Here is a 21831-nt window from a genome sequence, read left to right as displayed (position 1 = left end):
CTTTCAAGCTGTGGTAAATTTTAAAATAAGCAAAAAAAAGGAAGCACTTAATAAAAAAGTGCTTCCAAAAAAATGTGTAATTCTTATTTTGTTGTAAATTTATTATGCAATGTCGAATAAGAAACGTCGTGTTGTTGTACCATCTTCTTTTGTATATGGTTCGATTTCTTCGCCACCGTTATGCTCAATGACTGACAATGAAATTTCATTATCTGCATTGCAAGTAATTAAGGCTTCTTGTACGCCAATACGTGATAAATAATCTAAAGCTTTCTTCAAGATTTTATTACCGTAACCTTTACCACGATATTTTTTGCGTATGCCGTAACTAACGTGACCACCGACTTTTTTCAATGAATCATTTAAATGATGTCTAATATTAACTGCACCGATAATTTCTTCATCATCAATTAAGAAGAATGTTGTGTTATCCACTGTTTCATCGCGTGTTTTATTATGTGCTAGTTCATGCACTAATTCTTCGAAACAACTATATTTTGTAATACTTGTAATCGATGGAACGATTTGCTCATCATTATCTATCCATTCCTTCATATAATTACAATATAAAGATTCATCTGACATTGCCAACTCTCTAAATTCAGCCATGCTGATGTGCCTCCTTCTAACTACTTATATCATTATTATGTGTGTTTAAATAATAAACAAAATGATCCGTCCATTGACCATTTTCAAATATAAATCCCTTACGTATACACTCAAAATGGAAGCCCACTTTTTCTAATAGCTTTTGTGATGGTTCATTATCAAGATTGACATGTGCTTCTATTCTATGAAAATGTAATATCTGTTGTGCTTGTGCCACGATTTCAACTAGTGCTTCATAGGCATAGCCACGTCTCCAAAATTGGTTGTGAATAAAGTAGCCTAATTCTGCCCATTGAAAATTGTCTCTACTTAATGTTTTCAAATCTATCATTCCGATATGTTGCCCAGGTTTATCAAAGATAGCAAAATAATAAATATCATCTTCTTTTATCGCTTCTTGTTGGTTACGCACAAGTGTGTAAAACCATGATTCGGTCTTCTCTAATAAATCAAGTTGTCCCTTATCATATTTATATTGTGCTAGCTTACTGTTACTATAACCGTTATACCATGAATGATAGTCATTTTTTTCCAACGGTCTAATGATAAGACGTTGTGTCTGAAAATGCAACCTTAAATTGTATTTCATTTAGTTATTCCCCTTTTAAAATAAAAAACCACAATTTTCTGTATATTGCACACCGTTAATTAAGCTAGTTGACCCTATCATACTACTTTCTAATTTGTTAGTAAAAAATTCCGCCATGCTTACTTTTTTTCGAGATGGGTATACTGATAATAAGTAATTTTACACTTATAAACATTGATATTTTCTTTGTTATAACATGCTAGAACCAAGCATTTAAGGAGGTTGTTACAATGAATAAACATCTGTCTAATATTTTATTCACATTCTTTGGAATTTTAGCTTGGTTGGCAACGATGCTGATTTTTATTTTACCAACACTAACACCATATCAATCTTACATCGAGAGTCAAAGTGGCTTATCTGAAGGTTGGATTGTTGTATTGCTTGTACTCATTACACTATTTTATATCTTTATCTTAGTGTTAGACTTATTTAACTCAGTCGCTACACAAGTATTACAATTTGTGTTACTTACGTTAGTAATTGTCTGTGCGTTACCATCCATCACAGCATTTATTATCATTTCTTTTATTGTTGATATCAGTATCATTCAAATTTTCATACCAATCGTCCTCATTATATTTACGATTTTATTGCATGTCGTGTGGTGTACTATACCATTTCTACAAACTAAAGAGGCAAAAGAAGCTAAAGCACAACAAGATGCAAAACAACGTGACGATACTAATACTGCCAAAGATTCCATTACTAAACGACATGCCCATTAGTCACATGATAACAAAGAAGCTAGAACAATTGTCTGTTCTAGCTTCTTCTTATAGTCATTATTCATTTATTACAGCAAAAATTTCTATGAAATATGCTCAATTAATCTATTCAATAATATTTAATTCTTTTCCAACTTTTTCAAATGCTGCAATGGCATCATCTAACATCTCTTTAGTATGTGCTGCAGTTGGCATATTACGTACACGTCCTGTGCCTCTTGGTACAGTTGGGAATACGATTGATTTTACATAAACACCTTCTTCTTTCAGTTTATTACTGAAATCTTGTGTTTTCTGTTCATCACCAATAATGACTGGTGTAATCGGCGTTTCTGATTGACCAATATCAAAGCCTAATTCTTTTAAACCTGCTTTTAAATAATTGCCATTTTCCCATAATTTATCATGTAATTCAGTTGAAGCCATTAATTTTTTAACAGCTTCTGTGATCGCTTTTGTATCTCCAGGAGCTAATGAAGTAGAGAATAAGAAAGGTCTTGATTGTACTTTTAACCAATCGATTAATGATTGAGTACCTGCCACATAACCGCCTACAACACCAATTGCTTTTGATAATGTGCCGATTTGGAAATCAATTTTGTCTTGTAAACCGAAATGTTTTACAGTACCAGCGCCGTTACCCATAACACCTGAACCATGTGCATCATCAACATAAGTTAACAATCCAAATTCTTCAGCGATTTCTACGATTTCTGGTAATTTTGCAACATCTCCATCCATACTAAAGACGCCATCTGTAATATACATTACTTTATTATATTGTCTTGATTCCACTGCTTCTTTTGCTTTGGCACGTAAGTCTTCCATATCAGAATGATTCACGCGGATAATTTTAGCTTTTGATAAACGGCAACCATCAATAATAGAAGCATGGTTTAATTCATCTGATAAAATAGCGTCATTTTTATTCATTACTGCAGATATCGCAGCCATATTACAATTAAAGCCAGATTGATAAGCAATAGCTGCTTCTGTTCCTTTAAATTGCGCCAATGTTTGCTCTAATTCATCATGTAAATCTAATGTCCCATTGATTGAACGTACTGCACCTGCACCCACACCATGCGTATCAATAGCATTTTTAGCTGCTGTTTTTAAGTCTTCATCTGTCGCTAGTCCTAAATAGTTGTTTGATGATAGATTAATATAGTTTTTACCATTAATTTTAATTTCAGCGCCATTCGCACCTTCAATTGTGTCTATTTCGTTGTAGAGTCCATTATCTTTTAAATAATTAATATTCTCTGTTAAAAAGTCATTCAGTGATTGTACCACTGTGATTCCCCCTTTGAGTTGTCTATGTACTTAACCCCATCATATCGCATTTTGATTTAAGTTAAAAGTACTAAATACGGCATTGAAAATTAATTCTAAAGATAATATTTTAACTCGTGCTCTATAGGCTTTAGAAGGAAAATGTTATACTGAAGTCATATGAAAATAGAATAGGAAGAAGGGTTGAAATTGTTTGATTGGTATCAACTAGCAAATATGAAAGAAAATAGAATGATTCAAATTCGCAGATATCTCCATCAATATCCTGAGTTATCATTCGAAGAAGAACATACGTATGATTTTATTTTAAATCAATTAAGCCAATTATCGTGCGATATACAATCACCTGTTGGCCGTAATGGTATCGTTGCAAGATTTTCAGGCAAAGGTGATGGTCCAGCAATCGCTTTACGTGCCGATTTTGACGCTTTACCCATAGATGAATTAACGAATTTAGACTTTAAATCAAAGCATCCTGGAAAAATGCATGCATGTGGACATGATGGCCATACAGCTATTTTATTAGGTGTGGCTGAACTTATAGATGAACACCGCAATAACCTAAATGGAGATGTCGTACTGATTTTCCAATATGGTGAAGAAATAATGCCTGGTGGTTCTCAAGAAATGATTGATGCTGGCTGTTTACAAGATGTAGATCGTATATATGGAAACCATTTATGGAGTGGCTATCCTACTGGTGCTATCTATTCACGCAATGGCGCGATGATGGCTTCACCTGATGAATTTAATATTAAGATTCAAGGACAAGGTGGTCATGGCGCTAAACCACACGAAACAATAGATCCTGTAGTCGTTATGGCTGAATTTATTTTAAGCGCACAAAAAATCGTTTCACGTACGATAGACCCGGTTAAACAAGCCGTAGTGAGTTTTGGAATGATTAAAGCTGGCGATGCTGACAATGTTATCCCTGACGCTGCTTATTGTCGTGGCACAGTACGCACTTTTGATACAGAAATACAGCAACATGTTATTGAACGATTGGAAAAAATATTAGAAGGTTTAGCAGTCGCGAACGACATCACGTATACCTTTGATTATATTAAAGGGTATTTACCAGTGCATAATCATCCACAAGCTTATGATGTCGTACAAGCTGCTGCAGATCAATTAAATTTCCGCTTTAATAATGCTGAATTGATGATGGTCGGAGAAGATTTTTCTCATTATCAACGCGTACGTCCGGGTGCTTTTTTCCTCACTGGTTGTGGAGACGAAACCAAAGGCACAACTGCGCCACATCACAGTCCGTATTTTGATATTGACGAATCTGCGATGAAATATGCAGTCAGCACCTTTTTAAAAATTTTAGAACTAGAGCAAGTCATTATAACTAAATAATACTTCAGAAGATAGGTACAACAATGCTACCTATCTTTTTTGAATACAAAAAAAGCCTCCAATAATGGAGGCTTCAAACTACATCTATATTAGATAAAGTTTAAATTATTTTTCGATTACAGTAACAACGCCTGATCCTACAGTACGTCCACCTTCACGAATTGAGAAACGAGTACCGTCTTCGATAGCGATTGGAGAAATTAACTCAACGTCCATTTCAACATTATCGCCAGGCATAACCATTTCAGTACCTTCTGGTAAGTTAACAACACCAGTTACGTCAGTAGTACGGAAATAGAATTGTGGGCGGTAGTTACTGAAGAATGGAGTATGACGTCCACCTTCGTCTTTAGATAATACATAAACTTCAGCTTTGAATTTAGTATGTGGTGTAATTGATCCAGGAGCAGCTAATACTTGACCACGTTGGATGTCTTCACGAGCAACACCACGTAATAAAGCACCAATGTTGTCACCAGCTTCAGCGTAGTCTAATAACTTACGGAACATTTCTACACCAGTAACAGTTGTTTTGCTTGAATCTTCTTGCATACCAATGATTTCAACTTCTTCGCCGACTTTGATTTGTCCACGTTCAACACGGCCTGTAGCAACAGTACCACGACCAGTGATTGAGAATACGTCCTCAACTGGCATCATGAATGGTTTGTCAGAGTCACGTTCTGGAGTTGGGATGAAATCATCAACTGATTGCATTAAGTCTAAGATTTTTTGCTCGTAGTCAGCGTCGCCTTCTAGAGCTTTAAGAGCAGAACCAGCGATTACAGGTACATCGTCACCTGGGAAGTCATATTCGCTTAATAAGTCACGAACTTCCATTTCTACTAATTCTAATAATTCTTCATCGTCAACCATGTCAACTTTGTTTAAGAATACTACTAATGCTGGAACACCAACGTTACGTGATAATAAGATGTGTTCACGAGTTTGTGGCATTGGGCCGTCAGCAGCAGATACTACTAAGATACCGCCGTCCATTTGAGCAGCACCAGTGATCATGTTTTTAACATAGTCAGCGTGTCCTGGGCAGTCAACGTGAGCATAGTGACGTTTTTCAGTTTGATATTCGATGTGTGAAGTATTGATTGTAATACCACGTTCTTTTTCTTCTGGAGCGTTGTCAATCATGTCATATGATTGAGCTACAGCGTCACCATTTTTTGCTAATACAGTTGCGATAGCAGCTGTTAATGTTGTTTTACCATGGTCAACGTGACCGATAGTACCAATATTGGCATGTTCTTTTGAGCGATCAAATTTTTCTTTAGCCATTATAAAATCTCTCCTATTCTCTTAGAAAATATATTTAATAATTATCTCTCATGACAGTTTCTCACCATCATGAGAAGACAGATAACTAGTTAATGCAAAGGAACATAGTTCCTTTATAATGCATTTAGACCAAAAAATCAATTCAAACAATTGGATGGCTTATAATTAAGCTTATTTTGTATTTTACCGACGTTTGTCGTACAACACAAGTTTAATTATTCAGCTTGGTTTCCACTGTTTTTCTTGATAATCTCTTCAGAGATTGATTTTGGAACTTCTGCATAGTGGTCAAAGTACATAGTATAAGTACCGCGACCTTGAGTGTTTGAACGTAATGATGTTGCATAACCGAACATTTCTGAAAGTGGTACAAATGCGTTAACAACTTGTGCGTTACCGCGTGGTTCCATACCATCTACACGTCCACGACGAGATGTTACGTCACCCATGATGTCACCCATGTACTCTTCAGGCATTTCGATTGTTACTTTCATCATTGGTTCTAAGATAACTGGATCACATTTTTTAGCAGCTTCTTTAAGTGCTAATGATGCAGCAATTTTGAAGGCCATTTCAGATGAATCGACATCGTGGTATGAACCATCAAATAATTTAGCTTTAACATCAATTAATGGATATCCAGCTAATACACCATTTTCCATTGAATCTTTAAGACCAGCTTCAACAGATGGAATGTATTCACGAGGAACTACACCACCAACAATGGCATTTTCAAATTCGAAACCTGCGCCAGTTTCGTTAGGCGTAAATTCGATTTGAACGTCACCATATTGTCCACGTCCACCTGATTGACGAGCAAATTTACCTTGAACTTGTGCTGATTGCTTGAATGTTTCACGGTAAGAAACCATTGGCGCACCAACATTACATTCAACGTTAAATTCTTTCTTCATACGGTCTACTAAGATATCTAAGTGAAGTTCACCCATACCACCGATGATAACTTGTCCAGTTTCTTCATCTGTGTGAGCATGGAAAGTTGGATCTTCTTCTTGTAATTTAACTAAAGCAGTAGTCATTTTATCTTGGTCTGCTTTAGATTTTGGTTCTACTGATAAGTGAATAACTGGCTCTGGGAAGTCCATTGATTCCAAGATGATGTCATTTTTCTCACCACATAAAGTATCACCAGTACCTGTATCTTTAAGACCTACCGCAGCAGCGATATCGCCTGAGTATACAGTGTTTAATTCTTGACGAGAGTTAGCGTGCATTTGTAATAAACGACCTACACGTTCACGTTTATTTTTCGTTGAGTTTTTAACATATGAACCTGATGTTAACGTACCTGAGTACACACGGAAGAATGTTAATTTACCAACGTAAGGGTCTGTCATTACTTTGAATGCTAATGCAGCAAATTCTGCATCGTCATCCGCTTTAGCAATAACTTCTTCGTCAGGATTGTCAGCGCGGTGACCAATGATTGGTTTAACATCTAATGGTGATGGTAGGTAGTCAATAACAGCGTTAAGCATTAATTGAACACCTTTGTTTTTGAATGCTGTACCAACAAGTACTGGGTAGAATTCTACATCAGTAGTAGCTTTACGGATAGCAGCTTTCAATTCATCAATAGTGATTTCTTCATCACCAAGATATTTTTCCATGATGTCTTCATTAGTTTCAGCAACGGCTTCGATTAAGTTAGCACGTGCTTCTTCTGCTCTGTCTTTTTGATCTTCAGGAATTTCGATTTCTTCAATTTCAGTTCCTAAGTCATTGTTGTATTTGAAACATTTCATTTCTACTAGGTCAATGATTGCTTCGAACTCGTCCTCCGCACCAATTGGTAATTGGATAGGTTGCGCATTCGCTTGTAAACGATCATGTATAGTGCTAACAGAATATTCAAAGTTTGCACCTAACTTGTCCATTTTGTTTACGAATACAATACGAGGTACACCATAAGTTGTTGCCTGACGCCAAACTGTTTCAGTTTGTGGTTCAACACCTGATTGCGCATCAAGTACTGTTACCGCACCATCAAGTACACGTAAAGAACGTTCAACCTCAACTGTGAAGTCTACGTGTCCTGGTGTATCAATGATATTTACACGGTGATCATCCCACTGTGCTGTTGTTGCAGCTGAAGTGATAGTGATACCACGATCTTGTTCTTGCTCCATCCAGTCCATTTGTGAAGCACCTTCATGTGTTTCACCGATTTTATGGATTCGGCCAGTATAGTAAAGAATACGTTCTGTCGTAGTTGTTTTACCAGCGTCAATGTGAGCCATGATACCGATATTACGAGTTCTTTGTAAAGTAAAATCTCTAGCCATGTATTTTTTCTCCTTCCAGTATTACTGCGAATAAATACTATAAATATGGCGATGCCCTAAGCACGAGCCACAGATAGTAAACTATCAAATTGGAACATACTCAGGGTAAAAACTACCATCTTACCAGCGATAGTGAGCGAACGCTTTGTTTGCTTCAGCCATCTTGTGTGTATCTTCACGTTTCTTAACTGCGCCACCTGAATTGTTAGCTGCATCTAAGATTTCGTTAGCTAAACGCTCTTCCATAGTTTTTTCACCACGAAGACGAGCATAGTTTACTAACCAACGTAATCCTAATGTAGTACGACGTTCTGGACGAACTTCTACAGGTACTTGATAGTTAGAACCACCAACACGACGAGCTTTAACTTCTAATACTGGCATGATATTTTCAATAGCTTCTTCAAATACTTCTAATGCATCTCTACCACTACGTTCTTGAACTAGTTCGAAAGCATTATAAAGAATTCCTTGAGCTGTTCCACGTTTACCATCTAACATAATTTTGTTGATCAATTTTGTAACTAATTTTGAGTTATGAATTGGATCTGGTAATACGTCTCTTTTTGGGACTGATCCTTTACGAGGCATAATGTAAGTCCTCCCTTCCTATTATAATATATTTTGAGATTTTATAAGTAAAATTTACGAAATTTTAAACTTATTTTTTAGGTTTCTTAGTTCCGTATAATGAACGACCTTTTCTACGTCCATCAACGCCTGAAGTATCAAGCGCACCACGTACGATATGATAACGCACACCAGGTAAGTCTTTTACACGTCCACCACGTACAAGTACAACACTGTGTTCTTGTAAGTTATGGCCGATACCAGGGATGTATGCATTTACTTCAATGTTATTTGATAAACGCACACGTGCATATTTACGTAACGCAGAGTTAGGTTTTTTAGGTGTCATTGTACCCACACGAGTACAAACACCACGTTTTTGAGGTGAATTTAAGTCAGTAAATTTTTTCTTTTTACTGTTAAAACCTCTGTTTAAAGCTGGTGAATCAGATTTTTTACCTTTACTTTGTCTTGGTTTACGCACCAATTGGTTAATAGTTGGCATTTAAAATGTCCTCCTCTCTTCTTTTTTAATCCCACACATCCAGGTGGTTCATTTTTAGGTTAAATAAAATTTAGTAAGAATATCTTCTCACTAATCTCATTTTAGTAATGCAACAATAGAAGCATTAACATTAATCCCTACACATTCTCCTAAAGCTTGTTTGCTCGCAAAAAATGATATAGGCATTGTTTGTAGATTGATTTGGCTTAACACGCGAGAAAGTACATAAACTTCTACGTCTTCAGCGATAATCAATGATGTAACTTGATCGTTGCTCAGTGCTTTCAGCGTCTGTCTCTGACCAATAACATAGTGTTGTTTGTTAAAGCGTGCAACTTTTTCATTAGACATAAAATATCCTCCAAAGTTCTGCTTGCATCAACCTTAATAATAGTAACATCTACGTGGTGCCGCGTCAACTATAAATAGCCTTAAATATCAAAAAAACAAGTGACCGACTTAACATCGGTCACTGTGTTTTATACACCCTATTATTCAGTAATAATAGCTTCTTCTATTTCTTGTTCCGGAGCAGCTTTGTCGTATTTAACGTCTCTATAACGTCTCATACCTGTACCTGCTGGAATCAATTTACCGATAATAACATTTTCTTTTAAGCCAAGTAAGTTATCACGTTTACCTTTAATTGCAGCATCTGTTAGGACACGAGTTGTTTCTTGGAATGAAGCCGCAGATAAGAAGCTTTCAGTTTCAAGAGATGCTTTCGTAATACCTAATAATACTGGTTTAGCTGTTGCTGGACGTTTACGTTCTTTGAACGCTTCACGGTTAGCATCAGTAAAGTTGTGAATGTCTACTAATGAGCCAGGTAATAGTTTCGTATCGCCTGCTTCAATGATACGTACTTTACGTAACATTTGTCTTACCATAACCTCAACGTGTTTATCGTCGATTTCAACACCTTGCATACGGTAAACTTTTTGTACTTCTTTTAGTAAGTAGCTTTCAGTTGCGTTCAAGCCAGCAACAGATAAGAAGTTTTTCGGTTCAATTGAACCTTCAGTTAATACTTCTCCACGCTCTACTGCTTGTCCAACTTCGACTTTCAATCTTGAAGTACCTGAAGCAAGGTAAGATCTAGTTTCATTATTACCTTTAATGACAATTTCTTGTTGACGGTCTTTCGCTAGTTTAATGTCTTCTACTGTACCTTCGATATCAGTGATTACCGCTTGTCCTTTTGGATTACGCGCTTCAAAGATTTCTTGGATACGAGGAAGACCTTGAGTGATATCGCTACCTGCTACCCCACCTGTGTGGAATGTACGCATTGTAAGCTGTGTACCAGGTTCACCGATTGATTGGGCTGCAATTGTACCAACTGCTTCACCAACTTCGACTTTTTCACCTGTAGCAAGGTTTTTGCCGTAACATTTTTCACATACACCATGACGTGTATTACATGTAAATGCTGAACGGATATACATTTCTTCAATACCAGCATCTGTAATTTGTTTAGCGATATCTGCAGTAATCAATTCGTCTGGACGGATGATAATTGCATCTGTTTCAGGGTGACGAATTGTTTCTTTAGAATAACGACCTTCGATACGCTCGATGAATGGTTCAATCATTTCAGTACCTTCTTTGATGTCTGAAACAAGTAAACCACGGTCTGTACCACAATCTTCTTCACGGACAATAACATCTTGAGCCACATCAACAAGACGACGAGTAAGGTAACCTGAATCGGCAGTTTTCAGTGCTGTATCGGCAAGACCTTTACGCGCACCGTGAGTAGAAATAAAGTACTCTAATACTGTTAGACCTTCACGGAATGATGATGTAATTGGTAACTCAATAATTTTACCGGATGGCGCAGCCATGAGTCCACGCATACCTGCTAACTGTGTAAAGTTAGATGCGTTACCACGGGCACCAGAGTCACTCATCATGAAGATAGGGTTTGTTTTATCTAATGACTGCATTAATTCACCTTGAATCTTATCTTTGGCGTCTGTCCAAATTTCGACTACTCGGTTATAACGCTCATCTTCAGTAATTAAACCACGATTAAATTGTTTTGTAATACGTTCAACTAATTCTTCATGTTCATCTAAAATATCTTGCTTGTCTGGTAATACCACAATATCAGATACACCAACAGTAATACCCGCTTTAGAAGAGAACTTAAATCCTAAGTCTTTCATTCTATCAAGCATCATTGATGTGTCAGTGATGCTAAAGCGATTGAACACTTCGGCAATGATATTACCTAAGAATTTTTTGTTGAATGGATCAACAAGTGGTTGATCTTTGAAGTATTCTTGTAATCCGCCTTCACCTAGTTCAGTTGCAGAAACAAAGTACTTATCTGGTGTTTTATCTTCTAAATTAGCTTGTGAAGGTTCATTAATATAGGCGAATGAATCAGGAATAATCTCATTAAATATCACTTTACCTACAGATGTTGTCAAGATCTTACGATTTTGTTCTTCTGTAAATGTTGGATTATTAAATGATTGTGCGTGCACACCAATACGTGTGTGTAAGTGCACATAACCATTAGCATACGCTTTTAATACTTCGTTAGTATCGTTGTAAATTGTACCTGTATTCACAGCATCTGCACGTTCTAATGTTAAATAATAGTTACCTAATACCATATCCTGTGATGGTGTTACAACTGGTTTACCATCTTTAGGGTTTAAGATATTTTGTGCAGCTAACATTAACATACGTGCTTCAGCTTGTGCTTCTTTAGATAAAGGTACGTGAACAGCCATTTGGTCACCATCAAAGTCAGCGTTATAAGCCGTCGTTACAAGTGGATGTAAACGAATCGCACGACCTTCAACTAATGTTGGTTCAAAGGCTTGGATACCTAATCTGTGAAGTGTAGGCGCACGGTTAAGTAATACTGGGTGTTCTACGATAACATCTTCTAAAACATCCCATACTTCATCGTCCATGCGTTCAATTTTACTTTTGGCATTTTTAATATTCGTTGCAATTTCACGTTGTACTAATTCTTTCATAATGAATGGTTTGAATAATTCTAATGCCATTTCTTTAGGTAGTCCACATTGGTACATCTTCAAGCTAGGTCCTACTGCAATAACAGAACGGCCTGAATAGTCAACACGTTTACCTAATAAGTTTTGACGGAAACGACCTTGTTTACCTTTTAACATATGTGACAATGATTTTAATGGACGGTTACCTGGACCAGTAACTGGACGGCCACGACGACCATTATCAATTAAAGCATCTACTGCTTCTTGTAACATACGTTTTTCGTTTTGTACGATGATGCCAGGAGCACCTAAGTCTAATAAACGTTTTAAACGGTTATTACGGTTAATAACACGACGATATAAATCGTTTAAATCACTTGTAGCAAAACGTCCACCATCTAATTGAACCATTGGTCTGATCTCTGGTGGAATAATTGGTAATACGTCTAAAATCATCCAAGCAGGATTATTACCAGAATGTCTAAATGATTCAACAACTTCTAAACGTTTAATAGCACGAGTCAATCTTTGCCCTGTAGCTGATTCAAGCTCATCACGTAAGTGTTTTAATTCATCATCTAAATTTATTTCTGCTAATAAATCTTTAATACCTTCAGCACCCATTTTAGCGCTAAATTGGCCTGGGAATTTATCATAATACTCTCTGTATTCTGCTTCAGAAAGTAATGTTTTCTTCTCTAAACCTGTTGGTCCTGGGTTAACTACCACATAAGACGCGAAGTAAATAACTTCTTCTAATGCTCTTGGTGACATATCTAATAAAAGGCCCATACGACTTGGGATACCTTTGAAATACCAAATATGTGATACTGGTGCTGCTAATTCAATGTGTCCCATGCGTTCACGACGCACTTTAGATTTAGTTACTTCCACACCACATCTGTCACAAACCATGCCTTTATAACGCACACGTTTGTATTTACCACAACTACATTCCCAGTCTTTTGTAGGTCCAAAAATTCTTTCACAGAAAAGACCATCTTTTTCTGGTTTAAGTGTACGATAGTTTATTGTTTCTGGCTTTTTGACTTCACCAAAAGACCAAGATCTGATTTTTTCAGGTGAAGCAAGTCCTATTTTCATATAATGGAAATTATTTACATCAATCAAGGAGCCTACCTCCTTCAATTTAGATTAACTGTGCAAATTGATTGATTGGCTTATATCAACAAAATGAATAATAAAAGTGTCAAGTTGCGTATACATAGCACGATAAACGCGCTATGTACGACAACCTGTGAATTTATTCTTTATTTAGTCTTAAATACAATTAGTCAGTGATTTCTTTTTGTGACTCTGGCGCGCCTTGTTGTTGTAAGTCAACTTTACGCTCTGTTGCTTCTTCATCTTCTGTATCATGCATGTCGATTTCATTATCGTGTTCATCCATAATTTTAACGTCTAAACCTAAACTTTGTAATTCTTTCATCAATACGCGGAATGATTCTGGAACACTTGGTCTAGTGATATTTTCACCTTTAACAATAGCTTCGTATGTTTTCACACGACCTACTGTATCATCGGATTTATAAGTTAAGATTTCTTGTAATGTATAAGCAGCACCATATGCTTCAAGTGCCCATACCTCCATTTCACCGAAACGTTGTCCACCAAATTGTGCTTTACCACCAAGTGGTTGTTGTGTAACAAGTGAATATGGTCCAGTTGAACGCGCATGTAACTTGTCATCAACCATGTGCGCAAGTTTAAGCATGTACATTACACCAACTGAAATACGATTATCGAATGGTTCACCAGTACGACCATCATAAAGTACAGTTTTACCGTCTCTAGCCATGCCTGCTTCTTCAATAGTTGACCAAACATCATCATCGTTGGCACCATCAAATACTGGTGATGCAACATGAATACCTAAGTTTTTCGCAGCCATACCTAAATGTAATTCAAGTACTTGTCCAATGTTCATACGTGATGGCACACCTAATGGATTTAACATGATATCGATTGGCGTACCGTCTGGTAAATAAGGCATATCCTCTTCAGGAACAATTTTCGAAATTACACCTTTGTTACCGTGACGTCCACACATTTTATCACCAACGTGTATTTTACGTTTTTGAACGATATAAACACGTACCAATTGATTTACGCCTGGCGCAAGTGTGTCGTCTCCTTCTTCACGATTGAAGACTTTAACATCTAGCACGATACCGCCTGCACCATGAGGTACACGTAATGAAGTATCACGAACTTCTCGTGCTTTTTCACCAAAGATTGCATGTAACAAACGCTCTTCAGCAGTTAATTCTGTGACACCTTTTGGCGTTACTTTACCAACTAAAATATCACCGTCGTTAACTTCGGCACCAACATAGACAATACCGCGATCATCTAAGTTTTTCAGTGCGTTATCCGAAACGTTTGGAATGTCTCTCGTAATTTCTTCAGGTCCTAATTTAGTATCACGTGCTTCAGATTCATATTCTTCAATATGGATTGAAGTGTAAACGTCATCTTTAACAAGACGTTCACTCATGATTACAGCATCCTCGTAGTTATAACCGTCCCAAGTCATGAAACCAACAACTACGTTTCTACCTAAGGCCATTTCACCTAATTCCATTGAAGGACCGTCAGCTAGGATTTCACCTTTTGTCACAACATTACCTTTTGCAATAATTGGACGTTGGTTATAACAAGTACCAGTATTAGAACGTTTGAATTTAGATAATGGATAACGATCTAATTCACCTTCGTATTCTTGACCATTTTCTTCAATCAAGCGACGAACTAGGATTTCATTAGATTCAACGTGCTCAACGCGACCTTTGTATTTTGCAATAACTGCAGCACCAGAGTCACGAGCAGCTACGTGTTCCATACCTGTACCTACGAAAGGTGATTCAGGGTTCATCAACGGTACTGCTTGACGTTGCATGTTCGCACCCATTAATGCACGGTTAGAGTCATCGTTTTCTAAGAAAGGAATACATGCCGTTGCAGCTGAAACTACTTGCTTAGGTGATACGTCCATGTAGTCCATTTTTTCTTTAGCCATAACTGTGTTATTACCGCGGAAACGACAAACAACTTCGTCATCTAAAAACTTACCATTTTCATCTAAGTTAGAGTTGGCTTGTGCTACCACATAGCTGTCCTCTTCATCAGCAGTTAGGTAATCAATTTGATCTGTAATTGAGTTTGTTGCTAAATCTACTTTACGGTACGGCGTTTCGATAAAGCCAAATTCATTTACACGTGCATAACTTGATAGTGAGTTAATTAAACCGATGTTTGGTCCCTCTGGTGTTTCGATAGGACACATACGGCCATAGTGAGAATAGTGTACGTCACGTACTTCCATTTGAGCACGTTCACGTGTTAAACCACCAGGTCCTAATGCTGATAAACGACGTTTATGTGTTAACTCAGCTAATGGGTTAGCTTGGTCCATGAATTGTGATAATTGTGAACTACCAAAGAATTCTTTGATAGATGCAATAACTGGACGAATGTTGATTAATTGTTGTGGTGTGATTGAGTCTGTATCTTGAATAGACATTCTTTCTCTAACCACACGTTCCATTCTTGATAAACCAATACGGAATTGGTTTTGTAATAATTCACCTACTGAACGTAGACGACGATTACCTAAATGGTCAATATCATCAGTAAAGCCAATACCACTTAATAAGTTAAAGAAGTATGACATAGATGCGATAATATCTGCTGGTGTAATACATTTAACTTCTGAATCAGGGAACGCGTTACCAATTACTGTAGTAGTACGTTCTTCTTCATCATTTGGTACATATACTTTGATTGATTGAATTTCAACTGGTTCATCAATTACTGTACCTTCTAATTCAAATACTTCACTATTTGCATTTGCTTCTAAAACATCCATGATTTCATCTAAGCTACGACGATCTAAAACTGTGCCTTCTTCAGCTACAATTTCACCTGTCTCAGCATTAACAATCGGTTCTGCTAATTTTTGATTAAACAGACGATGTTTTAAATGTAGTTTTTTGTTTGCTTTATAACGACCTACACTTGCTAAATCATATCGTTTTGGATCAAAGAAACGTGAATATAATAAGCTTTTAGCATTTTCTACTGTAGGTGGCTCGCCAGGACGTAAACGTTCATAAATTTCTAGTAAAGCTTGGTCTGTATTTTCAGTACCATCTTTTTCTAGTGTGTTACGTAAATATTCATTATCTCCTAATAGATCGATGATTTCTTGATCTGTAGAGAAACCTAAAGCACGTAATAACACAGTTAAAGGTAGCTTTCTAGTTCTGTCGATACGTACATATACAACATCTTTTGCATCTGTTTCATACTCTAACCATGCGCCACGGTTAGGAATGATAGTTGCATCATAGTTCGTACGACCATTTTTATCTAGTTTTTCGTTGAAGTAAACGGATGGTGAACGAACAAGTTGTGATACGATAACACGTTCTGCACCGTTAATCACAAATGTACCTGTATCTGTCATTAATGGGAAGTCTCCCATAAACACTTCTTGCTCTTTTACTTCGCCAGTCTCTTTAATAATAAGACGTACTTTCACTCGAAGTGGTGCAGCATACGTTGTATCACGGTTTTTCGATTCTTCTAAATCATATTTTGGTTCACCAAGTCTGTAATCTACAAACTCTAAAGACAGATTACCTGTGAAATCTTCAATCGGTGAAATATCACGGAACATTTCTAGTAACCCTTCTTTTAAGAACCACTCATATGATTTCGTTTGAATTTCGATTAAGTTCGGTAATTCTAATACTTCTGAAATTCTCGCATAATTTCTACGTTTACGATGTCTTCCATATTGGACAAATTGACCTGCCAAACAGATTCACCCCTCAAAAATTGTGTGTTTACTTTTGATAAATAACCAAATATAATAAGACAAAAAGAAAACGGTAGCACTCCTTATGACACCATTTTCTATTTACTATATTAGCAATATACATTGTTATTTTATACGTAAAAGTACACACTTATTGAACATAAATTTTTACATTCTATAACTATATCAGAATCAAGTATTTTAATCAAGCTTTACACTTCGCAAAATGTAATAGCCTTTACTTTTTTCTACTACTTCTACGTTTTCAAATACTTCTTGCATTTTCTTATTCGCTGAAGGCATTCCTTGTTTTTTCTGAATAACAACATAGAGCGCGCCTTCTTGTTTCAACTTACTACTGGCGTCCGTTAGTATTTGATGCACCACAGTTTTTCCTGCTCTAATAGGTGGATTGGTTAACACAAAGTCAAACGTAGCGTCCTCTACTTGAGTTAAACCATCACTTTCTACAATTTCAACATTTTCGATGTGATTTTTTTGTTTGTTGCGCTTTGCTAATGCTAACGCGCGCTGATTCACATCTACCATTGTAACCTGATGATGTGGTGCTACTTTAGCAACCATTAAGCCAATGGGCCCATAGCCACATCCAACATCAATTATATTTTTCGTAGGTCCAGGGGGATTTGCTTTCAAAAATGTTGTAACTAACAAGTCAGAACCAAAGTCTATCTTCCCTTTCGAAAAGACACCTGCATCTGTTGTTAGTTTTAAATTATGATTATCGTAGGAGTAGGTAAAAACAGTTTCATCACTTTCAACTTCAGGATTCGCATCATAATAGTGGCTCATGACTACACCTCATTTTAATCCACAAATTGCGGATTATGTATTATCTTAGCTAGTGCTTAGTTCAAATGATAACGTAGACCTTTAAAGATAATCAAAAGATAAAACCCCGTTATAGTGATAACGGGGTTTTCATTTCTCAAAAATCTCAGACTGCAAGTTGCTTACATATCACTTTGATAATGTAACTCTCGGCCTGCAATATAAAATTATTCATTAGTTAAGAGGCTAGAATTATTTTAATTCTACTGTAGCGCCTACTTCTTCTAATTGTGATTTAAGCTCTTCAGCATCTTCTTTAGATAAGCCTTCTTTAACTACTTTAGGAGCTCCGTCTACTAATTCTTTAGCATCTTTTAATCCTAAGCCAGTTGCTTCTTTAACAGCTTTAACAACTTTGATTTTAGATGAACCAGCTGAAGTTAACTCTACGTCAAATTCAGTTTGTTCAGCAGCTGCATCTGCGCCGCCTGCTGCACCTGCTGCTGCTACTGGAGCTGCTGCAGTTACACCAAATTCTTCTTCAATTGCTTTTACTAAGTCGTTTAATTCTAATACTGACATTTCTTTAATTGCTTCAATGATTTGTTCTTGATTAGCCATTTTAATATTCCTCCATTAAGTTAAGTTTTTTTATGCGCAATTATTCAGCGCTTTCTTCTTTTTCTTCACCAACAGCTTTAACTGCATATGCGAAGTTGCGGACTGGTGCTTGTAATACAGATAATAGCATTGATACAAGACCGTCGTGTGATGGTAGAGATCCAACTGTTTTAACTTCTTCAGCTGAGATAACGCTACCTTCCATAATACCTGTTTTAATTTCTAATGCTTCGTGTTCTTTAGCAAATCCTGCAAGTACTTTTGCTGGTGCAACGACATCTTCAGTAGATGTTGCAACAGCTGTAGGTCCTACTAAGAATTCATCTAATCCTTCGATACCAGCTTTTTCAGCAGCACGACGAACCATAGTGTTTTTGTAAACTTTGTACTCAACACCAGCTTCACGTAATTGTGAACGTAGTTCTGTCACTTCAGCTACACTTAAACCACGGTAGTCTACGATTACAGTAGATACTGAGTTTTTAAGTTGTTCAGCAATAGTATCAACTTGTTGTTGTTTTGCTTCAATGATAGCAGACATTTAGACACCTCCATACAATTTATTTTGGTGCTTTTAATTTTGAATAATACTCTAGCTTAAGAGTTAAAAGCATCACTCAATAAAAAAAGCACTTTCTACCCACGGCAAAAAGTGCTTGAAAGTTTCTTCACGTTCAAGTCAATTTTAGCCTCGGCAGGATGTAATTTTAAGTTAATGTATAACTCCTACTGTCTTAGGTAAAATAATCACATAAACCAATATAACTGGTTTATTGTAATATGTCAATATTTATTTATAGACTGAAAGGAACACTTTCAGTCTATTTATATTAGATATGATTTATTATAGTTTAAAGCCTGAAGTATCAACTTTAACGCCAGGACCCATTGTTGTAGTAATACCAACAGATTTGAAATAAGTCCCTTTAGCTGAAGATGGTTTAGCTTTTGCTAATACATCTTGTAAAGCTCTGAAGTTTTCAACTAATTTATCAGTATCAAATGAAGTTTTACCAATAGATGCATGTACAATACCAGCTTTTTCAGCGCGGTATTCTACTTTACCAGCTTTGATTTCTTCAACAGCTTTTTTCACATCCATAGTAACTGTACCTGTTTTAGGGTTTGGCATTAAACCTTTAGGTCCTAATACACGACCTAATTTACCAACTTCACCCATCATGTCTGGTGTTGCAACAACTACATCGAAGTCAAACCATCCTTGTTGGATTTTGTTTACGTAGTCGCCTTCGCCTACGTAATCAGCGCCTGCTGCTTCTGCTTCTGTTGCTTTGTCACCTTTAGCAAATACTAATACACGTTGTGATTTACCAGTACCGTTTGGTAGTACTACTGCACCACGGATTTGTTGGTCATTTTTACGTGTATCAATGCCTAAACGGAATGCTACTTCTACTGAAGCATCAAAGTTAGCGATGCTTGTTTCTTTAGCTAATGCGACAGCTTCTTCAACATCGTAATGTTTTTGGCGGTCTATTTTACTAGCTGCTTCTTGATACTTTTTACTTTTTTTAGCCATTTATTGTTCCTCCTTTAGTGGTTTTAGCGGAATTTCCTCCCACGTTTACTTGCCTGCGCAAGTTAAGAGCAGATAACAGTGAAGTGTGTATGGACTTTGGGAGACTTCCTCAACAGTTCTACTTCTTCATTTACGACAATGTTGAATACTGCGATCATGTTTGTCATCTCTGTCATCTGCTACTATCCGTCTATCTGTTTCATGTTAATTGTTATAATTATTCTACTGTGATACCCATACTACGTGCAGTACCTTCGATAATACGTATAGCTGCTTCTTCGTCTGCAGCGTTTAAGTCTTGCATTTTGCTGTTAGCAATTTCGCGTACTTGATCTTTAGTTACTGTAGCAACTTTGTTTTTATTAGGTTCGCCTGAACCTTTTTCAACGCCAGCTGCTTTTTTAAGTAGTACTGGAGCTGGTGGTGTTTTAGTAATAAATGTAAATGAACGATCTTCATAAACACTGATTTCCACCGGAATGATTAAACCTGCATCTTCTTGAGTACGTGCGTTGAATTCCTTACAGAATCCCATAATGTTCACACCTGCTTGACCTAATGCTGGACCAACTGGTGGTGCTGGGTTTGCTTTACCTGCAGGAATTTGTAATTTAACTACTTTTTCTACTTTTTTAGCCACGATGTGCACCTCCTTGATATCGTGATGTGGTCACAGGACTGAGTTTTGCCCTCCCACTCTTCTACATTTCGTGACGAAATGGAACGCTCTAAAGCGCGACCACAGTATTATACCATCAATCTATATTAGAAATCAATAGTAATTTTCCTTTTAATTATTATAATTTTTCTATTTGATCAAATTCTACTTCTACCGGAGTTTCTCTTCCAAACATGTCTACTAAAACTGTTAATTTGAATTTATCCGCTTCAATTTCTTGTACTTCACCAACTTGGTTAGCAAACGGACCAGATTTCACTCGTACTTGTTCACCTAAATCAACTTCAACATCTATCGTTTTTTCTTTCATGCCCATTTGTTTTAAGATGAAACGTACTTCATCAGGCAATAAAGGATTAGGTTTTGAGCCTGCGCCAGCAGAACCAACGAAACCAGTTACACCTGGCGTATTCCTTACAACATACCAAGATTCATCGGTCATCACTAATTCAACTAACACATATCCTGGGAATGTTTTTTTAGTTAGCTTTTTCGCTTTACCATCTTTAACTTGTGTTTCTTCCTCTTCTGGTATGACAACTCTAAAAATTTGTTCTGTCATATTCATAGATTCTACACGTTTTTCTAAATTCTTTTTAACTTTATTCTCATAACCAGAATAAGTATGCACTGCATACCAATGCTTTGCACTAACTTCTTCAGACATGTCGTCACTCCTCACTATTTAATTAATTCTATAAGTCTGCCAATTCCTAAGTCTAAGGCATAGAAGAAAGCTAGAAAGAAGATTACTGTAGCAACCACAATTACTGTGTACTTAAATAATTCTTCTTTAGTTGGCCAACTTGTCTTTTCCATTTCAGGCTTTACGCCTTGAAAGAAACCATCTTTTTTAGCCATTATAAACCCTCCATCTCATTATACTCGAGTCATCCATTACTACTATGTTATCCGTTCGCGTTTGCAGCTACTTAATATGAAATACACTAACATTTATTTTGTTTCTTTATGCAGTGTATGTGTATTACACCTAGGGCAATATTTTTTCAATGTAAGTCTCGTAGTTGCATCGTTGTGTTTGGGTAAATTGTAATTTCGGCTGCCACATTCTTCACAATTCAACGGTACTTTTTTCAATAAACCTCACCTTATTCAT

General features: G+C 36.6%; 20 protein-coding genes and 1 other annotated feature. Of the genes, 2 read left to right on the top strand and 18 right to left on the bottom strand.

Features of this window, described 5'->3' with window-relative positions; translation table 11 throughout:
- Nucleotides 1-102: 102 nt before the first annotated feature.
- On the bottom strand, nucleotides 103-609 hold the full coding sequence (locus JVU85_RS10610) for a GNAT family N-acetyltransferase (RefSeq protein ID WP_002509431.1): 507 nt from the start codon (nucleotides 607-609) through the stop codon (nucleotides 103-105).
- A 16-nt stretch (nucleotides 610-625) separates the two neighbouring features.
- A complete protein-coding gene (locus JVU85_RS10605) occupies nucleotides 626-1198 on the bottom strand; it encodes a GNAT family N-acetyltransferase (RefSeq protein ID WP_204172525.1) in 573 nt (190 codons plus the stop codon).
- Between the two features lie 230 nt (nucleotides 1199-1428).
- On the opposite strand from JVU85_RS10605, the gene JVU85_RS10600 reads away from it, so the two are divergent.
- Nucleotides 1429-1926, top strand: coding sequence for a hypothetical protein (locus JVU85_RS10600; protein WP_002509429.1), 498 nt, complete (start codon nucleotides 1429-1431; stop codon nucleotides 1924-1926).
- A 105-nt stretch (nucleotides 1927-2031) separates the two neighbouring features.
- On the opposite strand, the gene JVU85_RS10595 is transcribed toward JVU85_RS10600, so the two are convergent.
- Nucleotides 2032-3222, bottom strand: a complete 1191-nt coding sequence (locus JVU85_RS10595) for a glycine C-acetyltransferase (protein WP_204172524.1) — start codon at nucleotides 3220-3222, stop codon at nucleotides 2032-2034.
- 189 nt (nucleotides 3223-3411) lie between these two features.
- Here JVU85_RS10595 and JVU85_RS10590 point away from each other — a divergent pair, with 189 nt between their 5' ends.
- Nucleotides 3412-4587 (top strand): M20 family metallopeptidase, encoded by a 1176-nt coding sequence (locus JVU85_RS10590; protein ID WP_103388462.1) that lies wholly within the window; start codon nucleotides 3412-3414, stop codon nucleotides 4585-4587.
- Between the two features lie 105 nt (nucleotides 4588-4692).
- On the opposite strand, the gene tuf is transcribed toward JVU85_RS10590, so the two are convergent.
- The 15 genes from tuf to rpmG all read right to left on the bottom strand — a co-directional run bounded on the left by tuf (nucleotide 4693) and on the right by rpmG (nucleotide 21812).
- The gene (gene tuf / locus JVU85_RS10585; protein WP_002509426.1) at nucleotides 4693-5880 is read right to left on the bottom strand and encodes an elongation factor Tu; all 1188 of its coding nucleotides are present in this window, start codon (nucleotides 5878-5880) and stop codon (nucleotides 4693-4695) included.
- Between the two features lie 215 nt (nucleotides 5881-6095).
- Complete coding sequence (gene fusA / locus JVU85_RS10580) at nucleotides 6096-8186, bottom strand: elongation factor G (protein ID WP_021459830.1); 2091 nt, start codon at nucleotides 8184-8186, stop codon at nucleotides 6096-6098.
- 120 nt (nucleotides 8187-8306) lie between these two features.
- Complete coding sequence (rpsG, locus tag JVU85_RS10575) at nucleotides 8307-8777, bottom strand: 30S ribosomal protein S7 (RefSeq protein WP_002509425.1); 471 nt, start codon at nucleotides 8775-8777, stop codon at nucleotides 8307-8309.
- A gap of 70 nt (nucleotides 8778-8847) precedes the next feature.
- The gene (gene rpsL / locus JVU85_RS10570; RefSeq protein ID WP_002509424.1) at nucleotides 8848-9261 is read right to left on the bottom strand and encodes a 30S ribosomal protein S12; all 414 of its coding nucleotides are present in this window, start codon (nucleotides 9259-9261) and stop codon (nucleotides 8848-8850) included.
- A gap of 96 nt (nucleotides 9262-9357) precedes the next feature.
- Nucleotides 9358-9612, bottom strand: coding sequence for a ribosomal L7Ae/L30e/S12e/Gadd45 family protein (locus tag JVU85_RS10565; RefSeq protein WP_002509423.1), 255 nt, complete (start codon nucleotides 9610-9612; stop codon nucleotides 9358-9360).
- A gap of 140 nt (nucleotides 9613-9752) precedes the next feature.
- Nucleotides 9753-13343, bottom strand: a complete 3591-nt coding sequence (rpoC, locus tag JVU85_RS10560) for a DNA-directed RNA polymerase subunit beta' (RefSeq protein ID WP_167868140.1) — start codon at nucleotides 13341-13343, stop codon at nucleotides 9753-9755.
- Nucleotides 13344-13530: 187 nt separating this feature from the next.
- A complete protein-coding gene (gene rpoB / locus JVU85_RS10555; protein WP_103388464.1) occupies nucleotides 13531-17082 on the bottom strand; it encodes a DNA-directed RNA polymerase subunit beta in 3552 nt (1183 codons plus the stop codon).
- A gap of 201 nt (nucleotides 17083-17283) precedes the next feature.
- Nucleotides 17284-17895: a class I SAM-dependent methyltransferase gene (locus tag JVU85_RS10550; RefSeq protein ID WP_204172523.1), complete on the bottom strand. Its 612-nt coding sequence runs from the start codon at nucleotides 17893-17895 to the stop codon at nucleotides 17284-17286.
- Between the two features lie 231 nt (nucleotides 17896-18126).
- Nucleotides 18127-18495 carry a 50S ribosomal protein L7/L12 gene (gene rplL, locus JVU85_RS10545; protein WP_002509418.1) on the bottom strand — a complete coding sequence of 123 codons (369 nt, stop codon included), beginning with the start codon at nucleotides 18493-18495 and terminating at the stop codon, nucleotides 18127-18129.
- Between the two features lie 40 nt (nucleotides 18496-18535).
- Nucleotides 18536-19036, bottom strand: coding sequence for a 50S ribosomal protein L10 (rplJ, locus tag JVU85_RS10540; protein ID WP_002509417.1), 501 nt, complete (start codon nucleotides 19034-19036; stop codon nucleotides 18536-18538).
- 73 nt (nucleotides 19037-19109) lie between these two features.
- Nucleotides 19110-19252 (bottom strand) — a sequence feature (ribosomal protein L10 leader region).
- An 87-nt stretch (nucleotides 19253-19339) separates the two neighbouring features.
- Nucleotides 19340-20035, bottom strand: coding sequence for a 50S ribosomal protein L1 (rplA, locus tag JVU85_RS10535; protein ID WP_002509416.1), 696 nt, complete (start codon nucleotides 20033-20035; stop codon nucleotides 19340-19342).
- 217 nt (nucleotides 20036-20252) lie between these two features.
- Nucleotides 20253-20675 carry a 50S ribosomal protein L11 gene (gene rplK, locus JVU85_RS10530; RefSeq protein ID WP_002509415.1) on the bottom strand — a complete coding sequence of 141 codons (423 nt, stop codon included), beginning with the start codon at nucleotides 20673-20675 and terminating at the stop codon, nucleotides 20253-20255.
- Between the two features lie 157 nt (nucleotides 20676-20832).
- The gene (gene nusG / locus JVU85_RS10525) at nucleotides 20833-21381 is read right to left on the bottom strand and encodes a transcription termination/antitermination protein NusG (protein WP_002509414.1); all 549 of its coding nucleotides are present in this window, start codon (nucleotides 21379-21381) and stop codon (nucleotides 20833-20835) included.
- Nucleotides 21382-21395: 14 nt separating this feature from the next.
- Entirely contained in the window at nucleotides 21396-21575 is a 180-nt protein-coding gene (gene secE, locus JVU85_RS10520) for a preprotein translocase subunit SecE (RefSeq protein ID WP_204172522.1), read from the bottom strand.
- A 93-nt stretch (nucleotides 21576-21668) separates the two neighbouring features.
- Nucleotides 21669-21812, bottom strand: coding sequence for a 50S ribosomal protein L33 (gene rpmG, locus JVU85_RS10515; RefSeq protein ID WP_002509412.1), 144 nt, complete (start codon nucleotides 21810-21812; stop codon nucleotides 21669-21671).
- Nucleotides 21813-21831 lie beyond the last annotated feature (19 nt).

The sequence above is a fragment of the Staphylococcus sp. GDY8P72P genome, assembly GCF_016890655.1.
Classification (GTDB): Bacteria; Bacillota; Bacilli; order Staphylococcales; family Staphylococcaceae; genus Staphylococcus; species Staphylococcus arlettae.
This window is presented reverse-complemented; position numbering and strand designations above follow the sequence as displayed.